This window comes from Photobacterium kagoshimensis (assembly GCF_050337045.1).
Classification (GTDB): Bacteria; Pseudomonadota; Gammaproteobacteria; order Enterobacterales; family Vibrionaceae; genus Photobacterium; species Photobacterium kagoshimensis.
Window position 1 is genome coordinate 284,165 of sequence record NZ_JAKJSO010000009.1, and the last position, 16,333, is coordinate 300,497.

At 43.8% G+C, this 16,333-nt stretch carries 15 protein-coding genes, 1 pseudogene and 1 other annotated feature; of the genes and pseudogenes, 3 read left to right on the top strand and 13 right to left on the bottom strand.

From position 1 onward, the window contains the following. Positions 1–14: 14 nt before the first annotated feature. From hisA to L4C35_RS04695, 9 genes are all read right to left on the bottom strand, one after another. Positions 15–749: a 1-(5-phosphoribosyl)-5-[(5-phosphoribosylamino)methylideneamino]imidazole-4-carboxamide isomerase gene (gene hisA / locus L4C35_RS04655; RefSeq protein ID WP_428461775.1), complete on the bottom strand. Its 735-nt coding sequence runs from the start codon at positions 747–749 to the stop codon at positions 15–17. Between the two features lie 39 nt (positions 750–788). Beyond that, entirely contained in the window at positions 789–1,421 is a 633-nt protein-coding gene (gene hisH, locus L4C35_RS04660; RefSeq protein ID WP_428461776.1) for an imidazole glycerol phosphate synthase subunit HisH, read from the bottom strand. Next, the gene (gene hisB, locus L4C35_RS04665) at positions 1,421–2,506 is read right to left on the bottom strand and encodes a bifunctional histidinol-phosphatase/imidazoleglycerol-phosphate dehydratase HisB (protein WP_428461777.1); all 1,086 of its coding nucleotides are present in this window, start codon (positions 2,504–2,506) and stop codon (positions 1,421–1,423) included. The genes hisH and hisB overlap by 1 nt, the downstream gene beginning before the upstream one ends. Before the next feature lie 14 nt (positions 2,507–2,520). Next, complete coding sequence (gene hisC, locus L4C35_RS04670; RefSeq protein WP_428461955.1) at positions 2,521–3,570, bottom strand: histidinol-phosphate transaminase; 1,050 nt, start codon at positions 3,568–3,570, stop codon at positions 2,521–2,523. A 2-nt stretch (positions 3,571–3,572) separates the two neighbouring features. Beyond that, complete coding sequence (hisD, locus tag L4C35_RS04675) at positions 3,573–4,898, bottom strand: histidinol dehydrogenase (protein WP_428461778.1); 1,326 nt, start codon at positions 4,896–4,898, stop codon at positions 3,573–3,575. A 5-nt stretch (positions 4,899–4,903) separates the two neighbouring features. Beyond that, positions 4,904–5,800 (bottom strand): ATP phosphoribosyltransferase, encoded by an 897-nt coding sequence (gene hisG, locus L4C35_RS04680; protein ID WP_428461779.1) that lies wholly within the window; start codon positions 5,798–5,800, stop codon positions 4,904–4,906. Between the two features lie 63 nt (positions 5,801–5,863). Continuing rightward, positions 5,864–6,001, bottom strand: a sequence feature (His leader region). 174 nt (positions 6,002–6,175) lie between these two features. After that, positions 6,176–6,361, bottom strand: coding sequence for a hypothetical protein (locus tag L4C35_RS04685; protein ID WP_428461780.1), 186 nt, complete (start codon positions 6,359–6,361; stop codon positions 6,176–6,178). Positions 6,362–6,538: 177 nt separating this feature from the next. Next, a complete protein-coding gene (locus L4C35_RS04690; RefSeq protein ID WP_428461781.1) occupies positions 6,539–7,066 on the bottom strand; it encodes a YchJ family metal-binding protein in 528 nt (175 codons plus the stop codon). Continuing rightward, complete coding sequence (locus tag L4C35_RS04695) at positions 7,059–8,288, bottom strand: EAL and HDOD domain-containing protein (RefSeq protein ID WP_428461782.1); 1,230 nt, start codon at positions 8,286–8,288, stop codon at positions 7,059–7,061. Before L4C35_RS04695 ends, L4C35_RS04690 begins: the two co-directional genes overlap by 8 nt. A gap of 190 nt (positions 8,289–8,478) precedes the next feature. Here L4C35_RS04695 and L4C35_RS04700 point away from each other — a divergent pair. Continuing rightward, positions 8,479–9,378, top strand: a pseudogene (locus tag L4C35_RS04700) (sulfite exporter TauE/SafE family protein); the annotation flags it as partial. 111 nt (positions 9,379–9,489) lie between these two features. On the opposite strand, the gene lpxH reads toward L4C35_RS04700, so the two are convergent. Both lpxH and L4C35_RS04710 read right to left on the bottom strand, forming a co-directional pair. Next, a complete protein-coding gene (gene lpxH, locus L4C35_RS04705; RefSeq protein ID WP_428461783.1) occupies positions 9,490–10,215 on the bottom strand; it encodes a UDP-2,3-diacylglucosamine diphosphatase in 726 nt (241 codons plus the stop codon). Between the two features lie 40 nt (positions 10,216–10,255). After that, positions 10,256–10,753 carry a peptidylprolyl isomerase gene (locus tag L4C35_RS04710; RefSeq protein WP_428461784.1) on the bottom strand — a complete coding sequence of 166 codons (498 nt, stop codon included), beginning with the start codon at positions 10,751–10,753 and terminating at the stop codon, positions 10,256–10,258. 396 nt (positions 10,754–11,149) lie between these two features. Here L4C35_RS04710 and cysS point away from each other — a divergent pair, with 396 nt between their 5' ends. Next, positions 11,150–12,532 (top strand): cysteine--tRNA ligase, encoded by a 1,383-nt coding sequence (gene cysS, locus L4C35_RS04715; protein WP_428461785.1) that lies wholly within the window; start codon positions 11,150–11,152, stop codon positions 12,530–12,532. Between the two features lie 314 nt (positions 12,533–12,846). Further along, positions 12,847–13,920 (top strand): glycerophosphodiester phosphodiesterase, encoded by a 1,074-nt coding sequence (gene glpQ, locus L4C35_RS04720; RefSeq protein WP_428461786.1) that lies wholly within the window; start codon positions 12,847–12,849, stop codon positions 13,918–13,920. Positions 13,921–14,114: 194 nt separating this feature from the next. Here glpQ and L4C35_RS04725 read toward each other — a convergent pair whose 3' ends face one another. Continuing rightward, positions 14,115–14,933 (bottom strand): ion transporter, encoded by an 819-nt coding sequence (locus L4C35_RS04725; RefSeq protein WP_428461787.1) that lies wholly within the window; start codon positions 14,931–14,933, stop codon positions 14,115–14,117. Between the two features lie 268 nt (positions 14,934–15,201). Beyond that, the gene (locus tag L4C35_RS04730; RefSeq protein ID WP_428461788.1) at positions 15,202–15,840 is read right to left on the bottom strand and encodes a YchE family NAAT transporter; all 639 of its coding nucleotides are present in this window, start codon (positions 15,838–15,840) and stop codon (positions 15,202–15,204) included. Between the last annotated feature and the right edge of the window lie 493 nt (positions 15,841–16,333).

The window sequence follows — 16,333 nt, forward strand, 5'->3', positions numbered from 1 at the left end:
TGCTTACTCCTTGTTTAGTTTGCCCAACATTGGAAGGCATCATCGGCGGTGAATTTACCATCGAGCAGTGCACGGCCGACAATGACACCTGCCACGCCACTGCCTTTTAAAGCCGCAATATCATTCAGGCTGCCAATGCCGCCTGATGACTGAAATTGGATTTGTGGGTATTGCGCGCATAAATCGACATAGAGGTCGACATTCGAGCCTACAAGCGTGCCATCTCGGGAAATATCGGTGCACAGTACATGTTGTAAGCCGACCGTTAAAAAGTCCTCAATCAGCGCTTCGATACTCACCCCTGAATCTTCCTGCCAGCCAGAAACTGCCACATGACGGTTACCTGCCTTATCTATGTTGACGTCCAGTGCGAGTACTATGTGTTCCGCCCCGTACTTTTCAATCCAGCTTTTAACCCGTTCGGGCTGTTTAACGGCGGTAGAACCAATAACGACCCGTTCGGCACCAGCGTTAAGTAAATCGGCAACATCTTGCTCGGTACGGACACCACCACCGATTTGCACTTTGGCTGGGGTACTGGCTAATAAGCGGCTAATTAAACCCAACTGACGGGCAGACGTGTCCTTTGCCCCTGTTAAATCAACCAGGTGAAGCCAATTTGCGCCCGCTTGGTGGTAAAGGTCAAATTGTTCAACAGGATCGACTTTGTATTCTGTAACTTGGCCATAATCCCCCTGAAAGAGGCGGACTACTTGGCCATTAATTAAATCGAGAGCGGGAATTATCATCCTAAATCCTTTTATTACTTAATTATCAGCGATTTGTTTTTACGCTGACATTTCTAAGAAGTTCTTTATGAGTTGCGCACCAGCGTTACTCGAACGTTCTGGGTGGAACTGGACCCCGTAGTAATTCCCGCTTTGAATCGCGGCACTGAAAGCTTGGCCATATTCGCACTGTGCTATGGTGTAACTATCGTCATTAACAGGTATGGCGTAGCTATGAACAAAATAAAAGTAGCTGCCTGCTGGGATACCTTTAAAAAGAGGATGTCCCTTTGTTGGGGTAATCGTATTCCACCCCATGTGGGGTAACGGTAAGTCGCCTGTTTTTAACTTTTTAATGGTCGCATCACACAAACCCAGGCAGTTAACTAACGATGTACCGCTTTGCCCTTGTTCTTCTGAGAGGACGCCCAACAATTGCATGCCTAAACAGATGCCAAGTAATGGTTTATCGACTTGCTTAACCAACGAGATTAAACCGCGCTCTTGTAAGTTTTTCATCGCTTCACTGGCTGTACCCACGCCGGGTAGAAATAACTTATCTGCCCCAAGTACGACATCGCGATCTTTACTCACGGTAACGCTGTAACCGAGTCGTTCAATGGCAAAACGTACTGAAGATACATTGGCACAACCAGTATCTATAATGACGATCTTTTGATTGGTATACGCCATCACAGCACTCCTTTACTACTTGGTAACTCGCTACCATTGACGGCGATAGCTTGGCGTAGGGTACGACCAAAAGCCTTAAATAGGCTCTCGACAATGTGGTGATCGTTAGCGCCTGTTGATGATAAGTGTAAGGTGCATGCCAAGGTGTCAGTTAATGAGCGGAAGAAGTGGGGGACCATTTCAGTAGAAAGATCGCCCACCTGCTCACGGCTAAATTCTGCGTCGAATTTAAGGTAAGGACGACCAGACAAATCGAGTGCACATTGCGCTAAACATTCATCCATCGGCAGACTAAAACCAAAGCGGCCAATACCACGCTTATCCCCAAGCGCATCTTTTAATGCTTGGCCAAGGGCTAGGGCGGCATCTTCAACACTGTGGTGATCATCAATGTGTAGATCACCTTCAACATTGAGTTGCATTTGAAAGCCCCCGTGAGTGGCGATTTGATCCAGCATGTGGTCAAAAAAGCCTAAGCCAGTATTGATGCTGTTACCGCCAGTCTCATCGAGGTTAACGCGCACGCGAATATCAGTTTCTTTGGTGGTGCGAACAACTTCGGCGATCCGTGGGCGAGTCGTGAGATCTTTAACGATCTGTTGCCAATTTAGGGTGCTGCTATCAGATGGGGCGGGATTGTATTGAATGCCGCGGATTGCCATGTTTTCCGCGAGTTGAAGATCCGTTTGACGATCACCGATCACCGCCGACGTTGCAAAATCAACGCGACCTTGCTGCAGATAGTCTTTGACTAACCCTAATTTCGGCTTGCGGCAGCTACAATTTGCGTCATCAAAGTGAGGGCAAATCAGGACATCGGCAAATTTCACCCCTTGCGATGCAAAGATTTCCATCATCATATCGTGTGGCGCATCAAAGTCGGCTTGTGGGTAGGCATCTGTGCCTAAGCCGTCTTGGTTGGTAACCATAACTAAGGTGTAACCTGCATCTTGTAGCTTTAATAGTGCTGGAATGACATAGGGTTCTAGCTTGAGTTTATCTAAGCGATCGACTTGAAAATCTACAGGTGGCTCAACAATTAAGGTGCCATCACGGTCAATAAATAAAATCTTTTCCTTGCTCACAATGCTGTCCTTAATTATTTAGTTTGTACGACTTGTTCACGAATGAAGGCGAGTGTTTTTTCGCATTCGTCACGGTTACCGACACTGATCCGAATGCAGTTTGGCACTGGTGAGCGGCGCAGGATAATGCCGCTCTCCCACAGGGCTTGAAAGAGTTGATCGGCGTTTGGAAACTCCACTAAGAGGTAGTTGCCGTAGCCGTCGTACACTTTGACGCCTTCAAGCATACCTAGGCCTGCTTGAAGGTAGGCGCGGTTGGCACTGAGATCTAATACTTGGAATTTTGTTTTAGCAAGACCACCGGGTGATAGAGCTTGGATTGCGATATCGGCTACAGGGATAGGCACAGGATAAGGAGCAATCACTTTAAGAAGTAGCGCGATAATTTCTGGGCTAGCAAGCGTAAAGCCACAACGTAAACCCGCTAGCGCAAAGGCTTTTGACAAGGTACGTAGAATCACTAAATTCGGGTAATCCGCCAGTAGATCAACCGTCGATGCTTCTGGGCAAAAGTCGATGTACGCCTCGTCCATCACCACAATGGCGCGATTGGCTGTCATCGCGAGTAAGCGTTCGATATCAGTCCGATCAATCAGGTTGCCTGTTGGGTTATTGGGGCTACAAACAAACACCACTTTAACGCTATCTAAATTCGCTTCTATGGTCGGCAGATCTAATTGCCACTCTGAAGTTAGCGGTACGACTTTACTCGCTATATCAAAGGTTTCAGCGCTGATGCCGTACATGCCATAAGTTGGTGGGCAGTAGAGAATGCTGTCTTTGTTTGGCTCGCAAAAGGTGCGGATCAAAAGTTCAATACCTTCATCAGCGCCGCGTGATGTCAGTACTTGTTCTTTTTTCACGCCCGCATAATCAGCATACGCTTGGATTAGTGCTTCAGGCTGACAGCTGCTGTAACGATTAAGGCGATCACAACTGATGTTGTATTCGTTAGCGAAGGGTGATTCGTTAGCATTAAGCCAGATATCACCGCTTCCTCCCAGTCGACGTGCTGACTGGTAAGGTGTGAGATTTTGCACCGTTTGACGGGCCAGTTTGGTGATAGTCATGATACTTCCTTCGTTGTTTCTGCGGCTTTAAATGCTGCATTTAACTTGTCGATTCGGATAGTAACAGCACGTTTATGGGCATCAAGGCCTTCGGCTTCGGCAATCATCGTTACTGTTGGAGCTAATTGCTGTAACCCTTGTGCACTGAGTTCTTGTACTGTCATACGTTTACTAAAATCGGCTAAACCCAAGCTTGAATAGGTACGGGTATAGCCGTAGGTCGGTAAGACGTGGTTAGTACCAGAAGCATAGTCACCGACAGACTCTGGCGACCAATCCCCTAAGAAAATAGAACCTGCATTATCAAGCAGTGGCACTAAATCGCGTGGGTTACGGGTTTGAACAATTAAGTGTTCAGGTCCGTAGTGGTTTGAGATAGCAATGCACTGGGTTAATGTTTCCGCCACTATGAGTAAGCTTGAACCGAGTGCTTGGCGCGCAATATCCGCACGGGATAGCTTGGCTAATTGTTGTTGAATCGCATCGGCAGTGCGATCAGCCAAGCTTGGGTCTGGGGTGACTAAGATGACTTGTGAATCAGGCCCGTGCTCGGCTTGGCTTAATAAATCTGCAGCAATGAAATCAGGATCGGCCGTTTCATCGGCAATCACTAAGACTTCAGAAGGCCCCGCTGGCATATCAATGGCTGCACCACGAAAATCATTACTGACTTGGCGTTTTGCTTCGGTCACATAGGCATTACCCGGGCCAAAAATTTTATCCACTTTTGCGACACTTTCTGTGCCATAAGCCATCGCGGCAACGGCTTGAGCGCCACCTGCGTTATACACTTCCGTAATGCCACACAGTTTGGCAACGTAAAGGATTTCGTCTGCAATCGGCGGCGGAGAACACAGCACGACTTGGCGACACCCTGCAATTTGCGCGGGAATACCTAGCATTAAAACGGTAGACGGAAGCGGCGCACTGCCTCCGGGAATATATAAACCCACCGAATTGATTGGTCGTGTGACTTGTTCGCACACAACCCCTGGTTGTGTTTCTACCCGTAATGTCTTGGTTTTCTGCGCCTTGTGAAAGCAGCTAATATTGTCGTAAGCCTGTTGTAAGGCTTGTTTCATCCCAGGGCTTAAACGTTCACTCGCCGCATCGATTTGTGATTGCTTGATGGCGATAGATTCAGGGCGTATGCGATCAAACTTTTCGGTTAATTCAGTTAGCGCTTCATCACCGCGTTGGCGAATATCGGCAATGACCTGAGCAACAGTCGCGGTAATGTTTGCACCTTCAGTAATCGCAGGGCGTTGCAATAACCCTTCTTGCTGTGATTCACTTAATGTTTGCCAAACCAATGTTTTCATGATGATTACTCCATCATTTTTTCGATTGGCAGTACTAGAATCGAGCTAGCACCAAGTTCTTTCAGTTGTTCCATGGTTTCCCAGAACAAATTCTCTGAACTCACGAGGTGAACCGCAACACGGTTGTTATCTTGCGACAGGGATAGAACCGTTGGATCTTCAGCGCCGGGTAATAGTGCTTTGATCTGGTCAAGGCGGTCAGTGGGCGCGTGCAGCATGATGTACTTTGACTCTTTGGCTTGGATCACCCCTTGCATTCGCGTTAATAGGCGCTCGATCAGGGCTTGTTTCTCATCACTCAGTGGGTTAGTGCATTGGATTAATACCGCTTTTGAGCGCAGGATAACTTCGGCTTCTTTTAGGCCATTGGCTTCTAGCGTAGCGCCTGTCGACACTAAGTCACAAATCGCATCGGCAAGACCGGCGCGTGGCGCCACTTCGACAGAGCCATTAAGCATACAGGTACTAAATTTAACCCCTTGCTCATCCATGTAGCGCTTTACCAATTGGGGATAAGTGGTCGCAATGCGTTTTCCTTGTAGATCTTGTGGGCCGTTGTAAGCGTCATCTTTGTTAATCGCAATAGATAGACGGCAGCCCCCAAAGTCTAAGCGGCGTAGTTTGAGGTATTCATTGGGTTCGTTACGAGCCGCGCGCTCAAGGGCCACTTCTTCCAGTTCATTTTCACCAATCACACCCAAGTCGACAACACCATCCATGATCAGGCCAGGGATATCATCGTCACGAACCAGTAACAAATCGATTGGCATATTTTCTGCGTGAACCACGAGGCGTTCGCCAACCATGTTGAATTTAACCCCACAGCGTTTAAGCAGGTCTTGGCACTCTTTGCTTAAGCGGCCTTTCTTTTGAATTGCGATACGAAGTCGTTGTGTTTGCATGCTGCTATCCCTATTTTTTTAAAGCGAGTGCTTACTAATTTTGATCTAATCCATTGTGCTAAAACGAAAAAACCCTTGGAAACTTTGGCTTCCAAGGGTCTTGAATTCTGTATTCTCATTGACCACTGGAAGAGGTGTTCTTCGTCTTCCAGAGTGAGGCGTATCCTCCCGAAAGACTAATCAGGATGGTGATGATGATGTAGGTTAATCATTTCGATACGCATAATTATGAACTCTGAATAAATTGATATTTAATTGTTGCCTGTCATTTACACTAACGAAGCTCATTAGAATTTGCAACATGGTTTTTAAAGAAAAAACGAATATTTAAAAAATAATCTATAAGTAGCTGTAAAGCAGTGAGTTAAAATGCAATTAGACATAAATATCTAGTAAGCCTTTATGCGGTGGCTTCTTTTTTTCCGGCTGCTCTTGGTCTGAAGACTGTTTCTTTTCGTGTTCGATAATGCGCTGTTTACGCTCATCAATGTTGGGTGACTTCTTCGTTTTCTCCAGCAGGTCGCGAGTAGGGTAAGGCAGATGATTATTTGGATTGATCATAGCATTGTCTCTACATCAGAAATGATGATTATTTTATCGACAATGAGTGAGGGGTTATTGAGCGTTTATTTATGACAAGATAAGGGAGTGGGAGTTTGCTCACGCAAAGGTGAAACAGAGTGAAATTAATGGGTGATTTCACTCATGTTAAAAGATGGGAGGCGTCAGTTAAGGGATTTAACCGCAACACTTTTTATATTTCTTCCCGCTGCCACATACACATGGGTCATTACGACCGACTTTATCGGTGTTTATGGTTGGCTGAGAAATTGTGCTTGATGGTAATTCTGGCTCGGCAGTTTGCGCTGGGTATTCACCGTCGATGTAATACCATTGAGCCGTACCATCAATCGTTTCTTGTAAGAAACGAGAACGTTCAGCTAAACAAAACTGCTCGCTTTCATCTTGGTAATAAGCTTCAAACTCAACAAATCCTTCACCTGATGAGGTGATTTCGCTGCTGATAACGTTGAGACCTAACCATTGTGAGTTGACGGAATCGGCAATCGCATCGCGGTAGTCTTCAGCATGGCAACTCGGGTGATAGGTTGCTACGACATAATCAACCAACCCTAATACGTGTGCGCTGTAGCGAGAGCGCATAAGCTGCTCGGGATGCGTCGCAAGGGTTGGATTCTGATGAATCGGCTGGCAACAGTGTGAAAATAGCTGGTTGCTGCCACAAGGACAGAGAGTATTAGGCATCGGGTTTGGCCATTGTTTTTTCAAAAGCAGTCGCCCACTTAACCGAGCTCATGTAAGCATCGACGACATCGCTTTCTTTTAACTTTAATGCAGAGGAACAACGGTTAACCAAGTCCCAATCAGCACAATCGTATGCGATGGCTAATTTAAGCAGAAGGCCAAGTGAACCGGTCTGATCGACTAATGCTTCTTTTATATCGTTATTAAGCGGTAATAAACGTAATAATTCGTCTAATGGTTGATCCAGTAAGGAATCGAGTAATGAAAACAATCCCATTAAGAAGGCTTGATTACTTGAGATATTGAGCGGAGATCGCGCCCCCAAGCGTTCACAGAATTGTGCCCGTTGTAACGATAGGTTGTATAAACACTGCGGCTTATTTTCTAACGCATGCGACGTTGCTACAAAAGTAACGAATCGACGTAATCGTTCATCACCCAAATACACCAATGCTTGTTTGAAAGATGAAATAGGTTTAGCACGGATAACAAACATACCGTTAACATGACGTAGCAGTTTATAAGACAGTGATACGTCAGTGGCTATGATTTCTTCGATCTTGTTGTAATCAACTTCGGATTGGCAAATCTCTTGATATAAGCGCAGCGTGGTTAAACTTGATGGGCTTAATGATTTGCGTTGAAGCATTTCAGGCTTGCTAAAGAAGTAACCTTGGAAGAAATCAAATCCAGCCTCTTTAGCCTGAATGAATTCTTCATGTGTTTCTACTTTTTCAGCAAGGTATTTAATTTTACTGGTTTTATGCAGGCGAATAAAAAGCATGCATTTTTCAATTGGGGTAACGCGAATATCAAACTTAATGATATGAATGTATGGAATGAATCGGTTCCATTCTGGCGAAGGAATGAAATCATCCAATGCCAACGTATAACCCTTTTGGTTGAGTTCGACGACGGCTTCTAACAATTCATCGTTAGGCTCGCATGTTTCCAAAATTTCAATAATAAAACTTTTCTTTGGAAAAAGCAGAGGTACACGCTGAATTAAACTTTTATGAGGAAAGTTTACAAATCCCCGTTTGCCGCCAGTCACCTGATTGCTTCCAGATGAGAAGAAATTATCAATTAGCAAACGATTGGTTGCTGTTTCATCGCAGATATTAGGGAAGCTGTTTTCAGGACCATCGCGAAAAAGTAACTCATAACCAATAGTCACTTTGTCTTTATTAAGTATCGGCTGTCGAGCGAGGTATGAATACATTGAGAGTATCTGGTAAACAAGGCTGAGAATTTGCAAAATTATAGCGAAAAAAACCAATTACGCATAGCGTTTATAATGCTTTTAGTGAATACGTGACTGTAAAGAGTTGACTGGTATCACTCAAGGTAATGATAAATTTGATATTAAGCATAGCGACTCATTTTATTATGATTAATAATGCGTTTTTGTATTTGTAACCGTATTAAATATGTCTCTCTTAACTATGATACAAGCGGGGTTGCTTGTAGGTGGTGCGGTTTTTGTTGCTATGCTTTTTCATTCATGGCGTAAAAATCGAAAGCAGGAAGCTGAAACGAAAATATTACCTATTGGATTGATTGGTGGTTTCGCCAATTTTTGTGACACGCTAGGCATAGGTAGTTTTGCTATAAAAACAGCTGGTTACAAACAGTTCAAGTTAGTCGATGATAAACTTTTACCCGGCACATTAAATTGTCAGGCGGTATTATCAACCGTAACACAATCGCTTATATTTTTAACGGCTGTAAAAGTGGATCCTGTGACTTTGATAAGTTTAGTGATTGCCGCTTGTTTAGGGGCCACTATCGGCGCGCGTATTGTGTCTAATTGGGATCGCCAAATAATCCGATTAGTCATGGGGTGCGCCCTTATGGTGGTTGCAACCTTAATGCTTGCTGGACAGCTTAAACTATTTCCATTGGGTGGCTTAGAATTAGGCTTACATGGGTGGAAATTAGCTGTCGCGATTGTCGGTAATTTTTTATTTGGTGCATTAATGACGGTTGGCATTGGTTTATATGCACCCTGTATGACCATGATTTATTTACTGGGAATGCACCCATTAGCCGCTTTTCCGATCATGATGTGCTCTTGTGCCTTTTTAAGTTTCTTCTCTGCAGGTAGCTTTATTCGTATGGGGCGGGTGAATTCACGTGCTGCGGTGGCTGTGGCTATTACAGGACCAATTGCCGTGATGATTGCTGCTTATTTAGTGAAATCGTTAGATTTGCATATATTAGCTTGGTTGGTTATTGGTGTTGTTTTGTATACATCGGTCACTATGTTCCGCTCTTGGTTGCAAGGTCGGCAAGCATTCGCGACAGCGTAATGTTTGCTATTTAGCAAGGCATACTCGCTAAGACAGAAAATGAGTGAGATATAAAAGGTACGCAAGGCGTACCTTTTTTGTATTCTTTTACTCGTCCTAACTATGGTAGAGCTAGCTAAACTGACGAGTTTGTAGTTGGCTGCATTCTGGTGTTACAACCAGAACCGAGCCATGATCATACCAATCACCCAACACAGTACGAGTGGCTGCCTGACCATTAAGATCCAGCGGATGAACGTCTGGGCGGTGAGTGTGGCCATGGATCATGTGGTTGACGTGGTAGGCCTGAAGCATATCAATAACAGCGTTTGCATCAACGTCCATGATTTGAACATCTTTGCGTTGATTATTCTCACTGCTACTACCACGAATTTTAGCGCCAATCTTCAATCGTCGGCTAAGTGGCAAGCACATAAATAGCCATTGAATGAAGCGGTTATGTACTTTTTTACGGTAGCGTTGATAATCTAGGTCTTGAATACACAGCGTGTCACCATGCAAGATAAGCGTTGGTGTGCCATATAAATCAACCACGGTATGCTCAGCCAATAGCTGTACACCTGTTTCTTCACTGAATCTTTTTCCAATTAAGAAATCACGATTACCATGAATAAAGAAACAAGGGGTGCCGCTGTCGGTGAGTTGCTTAAATGCGTGCTTGATTTGCTGGTGGAAAGGGGAGTTGTCGTCATCGCCTATCCACATTTCGAAAAGATCACCGAGCACGTACAAGGCATCAATATTCGCTGTTTCATTTGCCATAAATCGCAAAAAACAGTCGGTGATATCAGGGCGGTCGGCACTAAGGTGAAGATCAGCAATAAAAAGAGTTGTCATAGATAAAAGTAAGGGCGGCTAAGCCACCCTTAATAGAAGATTACTCTTCGATAGTTACGTCGTTGATCAGTACTTCTTCAACTGGTACGTCTTGGTGTACGTAGCCCCAGTTGCCAGTAGAAACAGCTTTAATTTTGTTAACTACATCCATACCTTCAACAACTTCAGCGAATACACAGTAGCCCCAGCCATCAGGTGTTTCAGCTTTGAAGTCTAGGAATTTGTTGTCGTTCACGTTAATGAAGAACTGAGAGCTTGCTGAATGCGGCTCCATTGTACGTGCCATTGCTAGTGTACCGACTTTGTTGCTTAGGCCGTTGTTAGCTTCGTTCTTGATTGGTGCACGAGACTCTTTTTCTTCCATGCCAGATGCCATACCGCCACCTTGAACCATGAAACCGTCAATTACACGGTGAAAAATAGTGCCATTGTAGAAACCGTCACGGCAGTACTGCATGAAGTTAGCACATGTTTCTGGTGCTTGTTCTTCGTTAAGTTGAATTTTGATGTCACCAAACGTTGTGTGAAGCGTTACCATGAGATTGTCCTTTAACTGGATGTTTATTGCGTTTAAGTATTGAATTTTATCGTACTAAGGGATGCCGTCAATATCATTTAACTATAGGTGATAATAACGTCGAAGGTATCACGACAAGACGCTGGTTAAATTACGAACAAGCATGCCGTTCACCGCCGCTATTGACACCATAAAAGAGAGGGCGTGAATCGTTAATTGAAGATGATTACTACGAGTATGATTCTAAATTGCTTTAATTTTGTTAATGATTTTAATGAGATAGCATTAAATAAAGTGCGTTAGGTAGTAACTTCGCGCTCGAACGAATATGAAGACTTATTTTTCCTTGCCTTAATAACGCATAAAAGGTGTAATTGCTATAAATCTGTAACCCCTCAACATGAGTAATGACAAGACATGCTAAAGATCTATAACTCACTCACACGACAAAAAGAAGAATTTACACCAATTCAGCCTGGCAAAGTGGGCATGTACGTTTGTGGGGTGACCATTTACGATTTGTGTCACATCGGTCATGGTCGTACGTTTGTTTCTTTTGATGTTGTATCACGTTACTTACGCTACTCTGGTTACGATCTAACATTTGTACGTAACATCACTGATATCGACGATAAAATCATCAAACGTGCAGCAGAAAATGGCGAAAGCTGTGATTCACTGACAGAGCGTTTAATTGGTGAAATGTACGCAGACTTTGATGCGCTAGGCATGAAACGTCCAGATGTTGAGCCTCGTGCAACGCAATTTATTGCTGAAATTATCTCACTATGTGAGCGCTTGATTGAAAAAGGCTTTGCTTACGTTGCTGATAACGGCGATGTGATGTTCGAAGTGAGCAAATACGATGATTACGGCAAGCTTTCTAAGCAAGACCTAGATCAACTTCAAGCGGGTGCGCGTGTTGACATCGAATCTGCTAAACGTAGTCCACTTGATTTTGTATTGTGGAAAATGTCTAAGCCGGGTGAACCTACTTGGGAATCACCATGGGGCGCAGGCCGTCCAGGTTGGCACATTGAATGTTCAGCGATGAACTCTGCAATTCTTGGTGATCACTTTGATATCCACGGTGGTGGTTCTGATCTACAGTTCCCACACCACGAAAATGAAATTGCACAATCTTGCTGTGCGACAGGTTCTAAGTATGTGAATACTTGGATGCACAGCGGCATGGTAATGATCGATCGCGAAAAAATGTCGAAGTCACTAAATAACTTCTTCACTATTCGTGATGTACTTGCACATTACGATCGTGAAACAGTACGTTACTTCCTAATGTCTGGTCACTACCGTAGCCAACTGAACTACAGTGAAGATAACCTGAAACAAGCGCGTTCGGCACTTGAGCGTCTATACACGTCACTACGTGGTCTAGACACAGATGCTGTTGCCGCAGGTGGCGAAGAGTTTGTTGCGCGTTTCAAAGAAGCAATGGACGATGATTTCAACACACCAGAAGCATATTCAGTACTGTTTGATATGGCGCGTGAAGTTAACCGCCTGAAAACAGACGATCTTGCTGCAGCATCTGTACTGGGTGCGCGTATGCGTGAATTGGCCGACGTACTTGGTCTTCTTTCTCAAGAGCCAGAAGCTTTCCTACAAGGTGGTGCTGCTGGTCAAGAAGATGTGTCTGAAATTGAAGCACTAATTCAACAACGCTTAGATGCTCGTGCTGCAAAAGATTGGGCTGCGGCCGATGAAGCGCGTGATAAATTACTGGCGATGAACATCATCCTTGAAGATGGCCCGCAAGGTACAACGTGGCGTCGTAAGTAATCAGTAACTTTTCTGCTCTATACTGATTAAACCGCTCTTGATGGGCGGTTTTTTTATATCTGATGAAGAGTAAAGACGGTAGATCCGCCTATTTATGTCCTGTGACTTGCTGCGCGAGCAATCATTAGGTTGTTGAATTTAGTTATAAAATTTGATCTTGTGTCATTAATCGAAAAAATAATGAGCGAGTTCGCGCGCAATTGCTCACAGAAATCATATATTCACCAAATTCAATATCAATTAACCATTATTATGTTGTTGCTTGTTTCTAACGAGCATCAAAATCCAATAACGAAAAGTTAAGGACAATAATAATGAATAAACTGTGTCTTGCAGCAGCAGTGGGCTGTGCACTTCTTTCCCCTTTAACAGTGGCGCAAACAGACTCTGATAAAATTGTCGTTGCACACCGTGGTGCATCGGGTTACTTACCTGAACATACCCTGCCTGCCAAAGCGATGGCGTACGCGATGAAACCTGATTTCATCGAGCAAGATGTTGTAATGACCAAAGATGATCAGCTGGTTGTTTTACATGACCATTATTTGGATCGTGTAACGAACGTTGCTCAGCTATTCCCTGATCGCGCCCGTGATGATGGCCGCTATTATGCGATTGATTTTACCTTGGCTGAAATTAAGCAATTAAGCGTAACAGAAGGTTTTAACATCAAAGACGGTAAGCAAGTACAAGGCTTCCCTGAGCGTTACCCGATGTGGAAGTCTGACTTTAAAGTGCCGACCTTCCAGCAAGAAATTGAAATGATCCAAGGGCTAAATAAGACGCTGGGCTACGATATTGGCTTATACCCTGAAATTAAAGCCCCATGGTTCCATCGCCATGAAGGTAAAGACATCAGTAAAGCTGTGCTCAAAGTACTAAAAGAGTACGGCTATACCGACAAAAACAGCAACGTATATCTACAGACGTTTGATTTCAATGAGCTAAAACGTATTCATGATGAGCTGATGCCTGCGATGAATATGGATCTAAAATTGGTTCAGCTAATGGCGTATACCGATTGGAACGAAACCATGGTTTACGATGCGAAAGGTAAAGCGCAGCCGTATGACTATGATTGGATGTTTGAAAAGGGTGGAATGAAAACTGTCGGTAAATATGCTGATGGTATTGGTCCATGGAAACCTATGGTGGTTTCAGATGCATCCACCAAAGGGAATATTAAGCTGACGGGGTTAGTGAAAGCGGCGCATGCCGAAAGCATGGCGGTTCACCCATATACCTTCCGTAAAGATGAAGGTCGTATTCCTGCCTATGCGGAAAACTTTGAAGATATGCTCGATATTTTCTATAACACAGCCAATGTTGATGGGGTGTTTACTGACTTCCCTGACATCGCTGTAGAGTTTATTTCGGAGCATGAATAAAATCATACCGAGGCAAACAATGATCAAACTATTGGCTAGGTTTATCGTTTTTTGACTTATACCAATACCGTTAATTACCAGTAAGAATTATTTGATAATTAATGGGGTTGGTATTACGAAAGGGAACTATGCAGTGCTGATGTTAGCAAGCGGCATGTTCCCTTTTTTCGTTGTTATAGCACCACCAAATATCGTTATACGTTTTCGGGCAGGTGGGTACCACACTCTTTACAGTAATGGGCATCGGTTTCATGGCCGCTGGTGGCACAGTTTGGACAGCGGATCAGTTCGCGACTTACTTTCATTTCTTGGTTTAATTCTGCGGTAATAATCCCTGTGGGTACCGCAAGAATCGAGTAGCCCAGCAACATGGTTAAAGACGCCACAAATTTACCTAACACAGTATGTGGCACTAAATCGCCGTATCCCACAGTCGTGATTGTCACTATCGCCCAGTAAATGCTTTGCGGAATACTTGAAAAACCATTATCTGGCCCTTCGATAACATACATTAACGACCCAAATACCGTCACTAAGATCGATACAGAGCTGAAGAACACCAGTATTTTTCGCTGAGCGTGCTTGAGAGAGCGTAGCAAGATATTGGAATCACGTAAGTATCGTACTAATTTGAGTACGCGGAAGATCCGTAAAACACGGATTAATCGAATAATAAGTAAGTAATTCGCACCAGGTACAAAGAACGCGATATAAGCAGGCACAATGGCAATTAAATCAACAATACCATAGAAGCTACGTGCATAAGCGAGCGGTTTAGGCGAGCAGTACAGGCGTAATAAGTATTCGATTGTGAAGAGTAGCGTAAAACCCAATTCGATATAAAAAAGGTAGCTACTAAAGCGTGCCTCAATACTGGCGACAGAAGAGAGGATTAAGACAATTTCAGAGCTGATGATGGCGATGATTAAGGCAATATCAAAGTTTTGTCCGCCTTTGGTTTGAGTGCCAAAGATGATGTTATACAGTTTAGTTCTTAGTGGTGATTTAGACATAAGTTGATTCTAATTTTGGCTTTTCCAATATTTATATCAATATGATCAACAGCTTAGTAAAGTTGCTTTTTAGATAGCTGGTTGATAGCGAGCTATAGAAAGTGGTCATAGCTGCCATCATAATACTGCTGCTATGAAATTATCAGATTTGTTTTAATAATGGCAAAGCCTATATAGGCAAGACGTTAATATTTTTGGTTGTCGTTATAAACAAAAGGGGAAGCCATTACAGTGGCTTCCCCTTTTTATGCTTGGTTAAGCTTAGCGTTTAGCTCAGGCCGGGGAATAGGGCGCGTAAACCTGTTGCGATGAATTCGATACCTAAAGCCGCTAGGATCAAACCCATAATACGGGTGATAACGTTGATGCCGGTCTGACCGAGGAAGCGTACGATAATCGGTGCACTACGAAATAGCAGCCAACAGCTAAAAGCGAATAGACAAATCGTCACCGCGATACCGACGGTGTTTGATAGACCTGGGTAGCGCGCACCGTAAACAATGGTAGAACTGATTGCACCAGGCCCTGCCATGAGTGGCATTGCGAGCGGCACAACCCCAATTTGTTCACGGCTGACTGATTCAGACTTTTCTTGTTTGTTTTGTTTATCTTCACCGAGTTTCCCGCTCATCATCGAAAAAGCGATGCTCATTAAGAGCAAGCCACCCGCGACGCGAAATGAATCCAGCGAAATACTGAACATATCCAGTAAGAACTGCCCAGCAAGTAATGAAACCGTCAAGATCACAGTGACAGCAATATTGGCGGTATAGGCGGTTTTATTGCGTTCTTCAGGGCTCATATGAGCTGTTAAGGACACAAATACCGGCATGATACCGATGGGGTTGACGGCAGCAATTAAGCCGACAAAAAACTGAAGGAAAATAGCAAATTCGATTGTTTGCATAGGTTAATCATCATACGAGAGTAAGAACTACTGGAACGGTGTCACCAAGTGATGGTGAGGTGGCGAATCCAACGTGATTAATCTGCTTATAAATGCATTTTGGTGCACATGTTAAAAGAAACGAAATAGAACGTAGCAGCTAATTGACGATATTTTAAGCCAAACAATTGTTAATCACCAATGAAATAAAAGTAATTATGAGAGTTAACAGGGATTAACTGCGTCCGCCTGTTATGTCATTGTTAATCGGTTTTTTACGTATTACCCTTAAGGGGTGAATAACGTGCTAGTCACTTATGAAACAAAGTTTGAGCTAAGTGGTATTTTTTTTGTGAGGGGAGTCACAATTGATACTTATATGTGTAATATTTGTAGGTTTATTACGTAATATTTCACTTTGTGGAAATTGAGGATTCTTGGCACTAGGTTGTAAAAGATAGCGACTTGGTCGCATAATCTACGATTAACCTGTTGATTTTACATGATGTAAATC

What these genes read in the sequence shown, in the direction of transcription:
- hisA (WP_428461775.1), bottom strand. Translation starts at nt 749, where the DNA reads ATGATAATTCCCGCTCTCGATTTAATTAATGGCCAAGTAGTCCGCCTC.
- hisH (WP_428461776.1), bottom strand. Translation starts at nt 1,421, where the DNA reads ATGGCGTATACCAATCAAAAGATCGTCATTATAGATACTGGTTGTGCC.
- hisD (WP_428461778.1), bottom strand. Translation starts at nt 4,898, where the DNA reads ATGAAAACATTGGTTTGGCAAACATTAAGTGAATCACAGCAAGAAGGG.
- hisG (WP_428461779.1), bottom strand. Translation starts at nt 5,800, where the DNA reads ATGCAAACACAACGACTTCGTATCGCAATTCAAAAGAAAGGCCGCTTA.
- L4C35_RS04685 (WP_428461780.1), bottom strand. Translation starts at nt 6,361, where the DNA reads ATGATCAATCCAAATAATCATCTGCCTTACCCTACTCGCGACCTGCTG.
- L4C35_RS04690 (WP_428461781.1), bottom strand. Translation starts at nt 7,066, where the DNA reads ATGCCTAATACTCTCTGTCCTTGTGGCAGCAACCAGCTATTTTCACAC.
- L4C35_RS04695 (WP_428461782.1), bottom strand. Translation starts at nt 8,288, where the DNA reads ATGTATTCATACCTCGCTCGACAGCCGATACTTAATAAAGACAAAGTG.
- lpxH (WP_428461783.1), bottom strand. Translation starts at nt 10,215, where the DNA reads ATGACAACTCTTTTTATTGCTGATCTTCACCTTAGTGCCGACCGCCCT.
- L4C35_RS04710 (WP_428461784.1), bottom strand. Translation starts at nt 10,753, where the DNA reads ATGGTAACGCTTCACACAACGTTTGGTGACATCAAAATTCAACTTAAC.
- cysS (WP_428461785.1), top strand. Translation starts at nt 11,150, where the DNA reads ATGCTAAAGATCTATAACTCACTCACACGACAAAAAGAAGAATTTACA.
- glpQ (WP_428461786.1), top strand. Translation starts at nt 12,847, where the DNA reads ATGAATAAACTGTGTCTTGCAGCAGCAGTGGGCTGTGCACTTCTTTCC.
- L4C35_RS04725 (WP_428461787.1), bottom strand. Translation starts at nt 14,933, where the DNA reads ATGTCTAAATCACCACTAAGAACTAAACTGTATAACATCATCTTTGGC.
- L4C35_RS04730 (WP_428461788.1), bottom strand. Translation starts at nt 15,840, where the DNA reads ATGCAAACAATCGAATTTGCTATTTTCCTTCAGTTTTTTGTCGGCTTA.